Origin of the sequence: Microcoleus sp. S13_C3, assembly GCF_036700905.1 — a bacterium.
GTDB lineage: Bacteria > Cyanobacteriota > Cyanobacteriia > Cyanobacteriales > Microcoleaceae > Microcoleus.
Window position 1 is genome coordinate 1 of sequence record NZ_JAUBPT010000163.1, and the last position, 6,829, is coordinate 6,829.

6 protein-coding genes and 1 pseudogene are annotated in these 6,829 nt (G+C 44.6%); 5 read left to right on the top strand and 2 right to left on the bottom strand.

Annotated features, from left to right (window positions below):
- Positions 1-94: 94 nt before the first annotated feature.
- From QUA16_RS30120 to QUA16_RS30130, 3 genes and pseudogenes are all read left to right on the top strand, one after another.
- Positions 95-1,270 (top strand): ABC transporter permease, encoded by a 1,176-nt coding sequence (locus tag QUA16_RS30120; RefSeq protein ID WP_333107979.1) that lies wholly within the window; start codon positions 95-97, stop codon positions 1,268-1,270.
- Positions 1,271-1,323: 53 nt separating this feature from the next.
- Complete coding sequence (locus QUA16_RS30125; RefSeq protein ID WP_333107980.1) at positions 1,324-3,237, top strand: TolC family protein; 1,914 nt, start codon at positions 1,324-1,326, stop codon at positions 3,235-3,237.
- A 51-nt stretch (positions 3,238-3,288) separates the two neighbouring features.
- Positions 3,289-3,430: pseudogene (locus tag QUA16_RS30130) on the top strand (ISKra4 family transposase); the annotation flags it as partial.
- On the opposite strand, the gene QUA16_RS30135 reads toward QUA16_RS30130, so the two are convergent.
- Positions 3,398-3,598 (bottom strand): hypothetical protein, encoded by a 201-nt coding sequence (locus QUA16_RS30135; protein ID WP_333107981.1) that lies wholly within the window; start codon positions 3,596-3,598, stop codon positions 3,398-3,400. The pseudogene QUA16_RS30130 and the gene QUA16_RS30135 overlap by 33 nt on opposite strands.
- Before the next feature lie 518 nt (positions 3,599-4,116).
- Here QUA16_RS30135 and QUA16_RS30140 point away from each other — a divergent pair.
- Positions 4,117-5,511: a DUF4912 domain-containing protein gene (locus QUA16_RS30140; RefSeq protein WP_333107997.1), complete on the top strand. Its 1,395-nt coding sequence runs from the start codon at positions 4,117-4,119 to the stop codon at positions 5,509-5,511.
- A 380-nt stretch (positions 5,512-5,891) separates the two neighbouring features.
- Here QUA16_RS30140 and QUA16_RS30145 read toward each other — a convergent pair whose 3' ends face one another.
- Positions 5,892-6,116 carry a hypothetical protein gene (locus QUA16_RS30145; protein WP_333107982.1) on the bottom strand — a complete coding sequence of 75 codons (225 nt, stop codon included), beginning with the start codon at positions 6,114-6,116 and terminating at the stop codon, positions 5,892-5,894.
- A gap of 12 nt (positions 6,117-6,128) precedes the next feature.
- Between QUA16_RS30145 and QUA16_RS30150 the strand changes: the two genes are divergently transcribed.
- A partial coding sequence (locus QUA16_RS30150) for a glycosyltransferase (RefSeq protein WP_333181575.1) occupies positions 6,129-6,829 on the top strand: 701 nt, incomplete at its 3' end.

A 6,829-nucleotide genomic window follows, 5' to 3' on the forward strand; every position in this document is an offset into this window, starting at 1 on the left:
TTCCATACTTAGAAAGGAGACGACAATTATTTATCAATACACTGTTTGGTTATTTTGTCAATGCGTAAGTCCTATTATTAATTTATAATTGCTTATGAGCCTTTATCCTATTGACCTCCTCCGCCTTACTTGCATTTCCCTAAGTGGCAATCTTTTGCGTTCTGTCCTAACTACCGTTGGAGTTTTTATGGGTGTAGCGGCGGTAAGTGCAACGCTGCAAGTAGGCAATATTAGTCGTGCCGTAATTGCTGAACAACTAGCCAAGCGAGAAGCACCTCAAGTGCAAATCTCTATGTGGGGTGACACAAGCTTGAAATTAGAAGATATGGAATTTTTGCGGCATAGGCTGAAAGGAATTCAGGCGATTAGCGCAGCACATTGGTTTAGTTTGAATGACAATAAAGTTATATTTCAAGCTGAAGAAGCGGAACCTAGCAGCCAGGCTGTTTCTCAAGACTACTTGTTGACATCGGGGCGGCTATTAATGGCGGGGCGTTTTTTTTCCCCTAGTGATTTTGCTGACTATCGACCCGTAGTAGTAATCGATGAAGTGCTGGAATTACTACTGTTTAAAGGTGGCACAAACCCTGTAGGTCAGCGCATTTATGTTGACCGCAGACCTTATATTGTGATCGGCGTGATGGAGAGTAAGCAGGATTTTGCGGAAAAACCAACAGGTGAAATACTGGTGTCGATGTCACTTTACAAAGCGATAACAGGTAGCCAGAGGATTGGCTCTATTTCAGTGCGTCCTGACAATCTAAAAGATATTAAAGGGATGGAAAAGCAGGCAAAAAAGGTTTTGAAGCAGCGCTTTCCCAAGGCCAATGTTTTTGTTTGGAACAATGTTAAGAAAATTTTGGAGCAGCAGGAAACTCTGGAACTCGCTTCACAGGGACTATTGGCAGTGGGGATAATTTCGCTGCTGGTGGGAGGAGTGGGTATTGCTAATATTACGATCGCGGCGGTGATGGAACGCACCCCAGAAATTGGTTTGAGACGTGCGATCGGGGCTACTCAGAGAGATATAATGTTACAGTTTATTCTAGAAGCAGTGATTCTGAGTTTAGCAGGGGGAATTGCTGCTATTGTGACGGTACACGGGTTAACGGTCGTGGTTGCGGATGTTTTTAAGTTGCCTTATAAATTTGACAGCAACACAGCAGCTTTGGCTCTAGGATCGGCATTAGCAGTGGGTGTCGGAGCTGGATTTCTCCCGGCTCTACGAGCTAGTCAACTCGATCCTGTTAAAGCGCTGCGTCAAGGGTAGTCATCCCGTAGGAAATCGCCATAGCATTACTTGCAGAAATAACTGGATTTAGCATGACTGAGCAACCGCACGAAGATTATCTCCCAAATAGCGATTCCCCTGCTCGCTACGATATTCCTTGGATATTTCGTTTTAGCCTAGTTATGCTTGCAATCTGTGGGCTATTGGCGATATTTGCTGTTGCTTTTAAGTCTAGTTCAACAGTCAAAACTGATGTTAGCTCTAAATCTGCGATCGCGCCCAAAATTCTGCCACTTCCCACTGAAAAATATCTCCCACACATCCAAAATCTACCGCAAAATCAGGCGCTCATTCAACCCCCAAATCAGAGAAAAAAGCTAACTACAAACCAGAGAATAGTTATTCCTCTATTCCCCGACGAAAATCCAACAAGTAAAATCAAACACTCACCAATTTCTAATTCCCAATCTCCCAGTCCATATTCTCAATTATTAACAACTTCTACTACTCAAAAATCTCCAGCTAAACCAGAATCAATAGTAATTTCTGAAGCTCTACAAAATCCAGAAAAAACAGCAGAGTCAACACCTGAAAATAGCCAAAGACCAACTATTGAATATCAATCTATAGAGGATGAACCAGGGGTCGAACTGACACTACCGGAAGTTGTATTTTTAGGTTTGGAAAACAACAGAGTTATCAAAAATCAATACCTCGAACGCATCGCCCAAAAACAAGATTTAGCCGTAGCAGAAGGCCAATTTGTCCCTATTTTTACACCGCAACTGTCTGTGTCATCAATTCGTTTGAGGAATGGGGGAAGAGTAGCCACTACTGGCGAAGTCGATTTATCTGCCCAGGTGAGTGTCAAAATTCCCACAGGAGGAGAGATAAGTTTTCTGTGGAGCGGTAAACAAGGACAAGATGCGAATGGTTTGGGCATTAATAGTGAAGGCTCCTTAAGTCAAAATTTAGAGTTAAATTTTAACCAACCTCTGTTAAGGGGAGCTGGAGTTGCTGTCACTAGAGCACCAATTGAGATTGCTCGCCTGAGTGAAAAAAAAAATATTCTGAGTTTGAAATCGACGCTAATTGAGACAATTACTCAGGTAATCTTAAACTATCGAGAGTTGATTAAGGCTCAGGAACAAGTTAAAATTTCACAAAGTTCTTTGGAAATTGCCCGTAAGCAAAGGGAGATTAATCAGGTTTTGATTAAGGCAGGAAGGTTAGCAAAAGTTGAGATTGTGACAAGTGAAAAAGCTGTAGCAGATCAGGAAGTGACAGTATTGGATCGTGAGGAGCAACTGAAGAAGGCAAGATTAACACTGCTGCAAATTATTGGTCTCGACGATCGCAATCTTAATATAACAGCAAAAGAAGATGCTGCTGTGCAGACTAACCCTCTGGATTTCAATAAGATTATACCATTAGCTCTGTCAAATAGTCCTGATTATTTACAAGTACAGCTCGATCGGGAAATCGCTAAATATAAATTGCTGTTAGCGGAAAATAATCGAAAATGGAAATTGGATGTAAGTGCAAGTTATAAGAATAATGCTAGTAATCTTTCAGACAGCAACTCGGATTTGAGAGCGGGACTGGTTTTGACTCGCGAATTTGGAAATAGAGGAATTGAGCGAGATTTTCAGAATAGTCGTGTTAAGCTATTACAAGCTGAGAACATTTTAAAGCAGCGCAATCAAAAGCTGGAAGTTGAGGTAAGAAATGCAATTCGAGATATAAATTTGAATTTCAAGAAAGTAGAACTCGCTCAAAAGTCAAGGGAGTTAGCGCAAAAGCAATTAGACATAGAGCTAGACAAAAAAAGATTGGGAGTGGGAAGTTCTCGAAGTATCGATATTGTGAATTTTCAGAAGGCTTTAATAGAGGCTAGAAATGCAGAACTTAATGCGAGAATTGCCTATTTTAATGCTTTGACAAATCTTGATAAAATAATAGGTACTACTTTGGAGACTTGGCAGGTGAGGATTGAAAATGAATAATAATTATGTTAGTTAGTTCTTATCGGATTGAATGAGACTTGTCAGTAATTCCAACCAGCCTCCATCGGATCGGGAACGGTAGAATCAGCCGTCAAGCAGATAGGTACAAGGCTAAACATTTCATTCTTCACAGTAGAAATCTGAAAGTGTTTCTCAAATGTTACAACTGCGTTGTGCCTACTTGAATGGTTAATTTGCAGTCTAATATTTTTGCAAAATCGGGATGCTCCCGCGAAGCCTTCTTGTTAGAAGGATTATATAGAAAGTCTTCCACTTTGTCATATTCGCAAAGACCTATCCATTCTAAACGATCGCCCCCACCCTCCAAACCCATCAAAAGCCCCCTATCCCAATATGTCATCAAATCCTGACATTCGCTTCAACACCGATCCCCTAAACCTCCCAAATGTCAAGATTCCCTGACAAAGTGATCCCCAAAATCACGAAAATGCGTATAAGTACCCAGAATTAAAGGAAAAGACCCCTTGACCCGATCGCAACTTGTCTGCAACATTAAGTCATGACAAAGCGATCCCAAAGAAATGCTTGGATTAAGCAGCACTGGGAGTCGAATAGCGCGTGTGCTGCCAGCACAGCGTTGCTAGCAGCACCGATCGCACTCACAAAATCGATCTTGTCAATCAAGAATCGACAGAAAAGTTTTATTTAGATCGAACGGTGCGCGCAGAAGCCAAGAAGTCACAACCCCCGATCGCATGGGGAAAAAGACAAGCTAAAAACAAGCAAGGCTTCAAAGGTTGGAGATTTGGAAGCTCGATAATATGTGGATTTAAAAGAGTTTCTAACTCAAAAAGTCAACACATTTGTGTTGAAAGGAAAAATCTAACCCGCCATCCTAAATTAGTGGAGAACCAACTCATGGCCAAAGAACGCCCACCATTAGAAGAGATGACTTTGCGACAACTCCGCAGAGTTGCTAGCGAATGTGGAGTCTCTCGCTACAGCCGGATGCGGAAATCGCAACTTCTGGCATCAATTCAAGAAATTCAGCGCACCAAATTTTCATACAGTCCATCTCGCAAACTAGAGGCACAAGAAGCAGTGGAAGCAGCAAAGTTTGAACTCGGTCAAGAAGATAGAACCGGCGGTTCTTTGTCATCTGTAGATGAAGGTTTAGCAGATTTGCCCAACGGCTACGGCGAAAGCCGGGTTGTTTTAATGCCCCGCGACCCAGAATGGGCCTACACTTACTGGGATATTCCCAACGATCGCAAAGAAGAATTGCGTCGCCAAGGAGGACAGCAACTCGCCCTGCGGATCTACGACGTTACAGATGTTAACCTCGACATTCAAAGCCCGCACAGCATTCAAGAATATCCCTGCGACGAATTGGCGCGGGAATGGTATGTGCCAATCCCCGTGAGCGATCGGGACTACGCGATCGACATCGGCTACCGCTGTGCAGATGGCCGCTGGCTGGTATTAGCTCGATCGGCCGAAGTCCGCGTTCCTCCCGTCTATCCCAGCGACTGGATTGAAGATCAATTCATCACCCTCGATTGGGAAGAAGAATTGCAGGGCAAAACCTTCGCGGAACTGGTTCCTCCCGCCAAGAAACTCGCACAAGCAGTCAATGGCAATGGTTACAGCACCAGCAACGCCATCTACGAACAAATCTTCGGCATGGCAGAATCTGCCGAATCCCTGCGCGTAGCGGGTTCTGTCTTCGGTTCCATGCAGCACGTCGCCGGTTCCGTCCAGCAAGTCGGCATCCACGAACAAGCTCTCAGTTCCTACGTGTTCCCCTCCGGCGTCGGAATGTGGGCGGCTCCCACAATGTCCGGCCTCACCGCGTCGGGTGTCGGTATGTCCGGGCTCACCACGTCGGGTGTCGGTATGTCCGGTCTCACCGCGTCGGGTGTCGGTATGTCCGGCCTCACCATGTCGGGTGTCGGTATGTCCGGTCTCACCATGTCGGGTTTCGGTATGTCCGGTGTCGGTATGTCGGGAGTTGGCTTCGCCGCCCCGATGCGCCCCCGCCAGTTCTGGTTAGTTGCTGATGCCGAACTGATCGTCTACGGCGCCACCGAACCAGACGCTACCGTCTACGTAGGCGGACAGCCGATTAAACTCAATCCTGACGGCACTTTCCGCTTCCAGATGTCTTTCCAAGACGGCTTAATCGACTATCCGATTTTTGCAGTAGCAGCAGACGGCGAACAAAACCGCGCCATCCACTTGAAATTCAACCGCGAAACCCCAGAACGGCGCACCAATACCAAGCAGGATGCTGTGGTGGAATGGCTGGGCTAATTGCAAAGGTCGATCTATCAATGGGTGATAATGCAGGTTTGTGCCAATTTTTTAACCATCACAAGGCATAGCCTCAGCCGAGCCTGATTTGTTAAGGTTAATCCCAGACAACAACCCATAACACCCCCTATACACCGTTCTCCTGTTTTGAGGAGCGGTGTTTTTTGTATTTAGGACTTACTTAGAAACCGGGTTTTTAGAGCAGAATAGCTCGTCGATCGGGCGATCGACAAAAGTTATACTCATTCTTAACTGGAGTTTAGAGCAGCACTTTTGAGTAAGCTTAACTTAGGAATGAAAAATAAATAAGGTGACTAATAGAGCAATAGTTGACCTTGGATCAAGGCTTCTGGGGTTTAATTGTGCAAGTTATTAATTTTTCATTCCTTATCATTAATTGGGAATACATTATTTTCATCCAGCTCTTTGTCTTCCTCAGTAATTGACGAAGCTACCATCCTGAGGGTGACAGTTTCTTTAAAAGATTTGTAGTTGCCGACGCTGAATCCAATCAGCATAACTTGCCTCCGATCGCCTAAATTAGTATAACGTGCAAATTTGGCAATTTTTTCTATGATAACACAACCAGCTACCTCAGCTAACATCAAGTGCTAACCATGCGAATTCTCCAAATTATCCCCTCAATTTCCCTCGTCTACGGCGGGCCAAGTCAAATGGTACTCGGACTTTCTGCGGCCCTCGCTTCCCAAGGCATTGATGTCACAATTATCACTACAGATTCTAACGGAGATATCGGTCAACTTCCTTTAGATGTTCCTTTAAATCAACCAATACAACAAAACGGCTATCAGATTATTTATTTCCGCTGTTATCCGTTTCGTAGATATAAGTTTTCACTCTCGTTATTGCAGTGGTTGAATCAAAATGCGCGACAATTTGACCTCGCTCACATTCACGCTCTTTTCTCGCCAGTAACTACCGTCGCTGCTACAATTGCTAGATATCACAATTTGCCATATATTATGCGTCCCTGCGGTATGCTTGACCCCGCAGATTTGCAGAAAAAAAAGCGCTTGAAACAGATTTATGCCACGGTTTTAGAACGTCCTAATTTAGCAGGTGCTGCTGCAATTCATTTCACAAGTAAAGAAGAAGCTAAAATCTCAGAAAGATTTGGTTTGGGCAGCACAGGCAAGATGCCTGTGCCACGGGATTTGGACTCCACCGGCAAGATGCCTGTGCCACGGGATTTGGACTTCACAGGCAAGATGCCTGTGCCACGGGATTTGGACTTCACAGGCAAGATGCCTGTGCCACGGGATTTGGGCTCCACAGGCAAGATGCCTGTGCCACGGGA